Origin of the sequence: Streptomyces sp. P9(2023) (assembly GCF_032436795.1) — a bacterium.
Taxonomy (GTDB): domain Bacteria; phylum Actinomycetota; class Actinomycetes; order Streptomycetales; family Streptomycetaceae; genus Streptomyces.
The window spans coordinates 1-449 of sequence record NZ_JAUPWM010000159.1; the positions used below are offsets into that span (position 1 = coordinate 1).

Annotated in this window: 1 protein-coding gene; it reads right to left on the reverse strand. The window is 70.6% G+C overall.

The window, feature by feature from the left end; all coding sequences use genetic code 11:
• Positions 1–449 (reverse strand): MobV family relaxase (gene mobV, locus Q5762_RS37155; RefSeq protein WP_315896725.1); only part of this gene is annotated, 449 nt, incomplete at both ends.

Consider the following 449-nt stretch of genomic DNA (forward strand, 5'->3'; position numbering starts at 1 on the left):
GTCACGCGGGCGGCCACGGCCTCCGGCGTCTCCACGTCCTTTGAGAAAATCCCCTTACGCAGCACCCGCGGCTCGATGGCCTGCGGCGTGATGGTGGCGTGCCCGGGCTGGCGCTCGATGGCGCCGTAGTAGCTCTGGACGCGCTGATGGGTGGCCCGGCTGCCCTCGATGCCGCGTTCCAGCCCGAGATCCCTCACCACCTCGGCAAAGCTGGTCTGGTCGGCCCGCATCTTGTCGCGGCCACCGATGAACTCCTTGGCCGACAGCCGCCCGTCCTGCGTCAGCGGCACGACGAAGGCCGACAGGTGCGGGGTGGCCTCGTCGCGGTGGATGCTGGCCGTCACGATGCGATCCGCGCCGTATTTGGCCGCCAGCCAGCCCTGCGCCTGGTCGAAGAACGCGGCCTGCTGCTGGGGCGTGGCCTTGGCCCACCATTCCGGGCTGGCCGT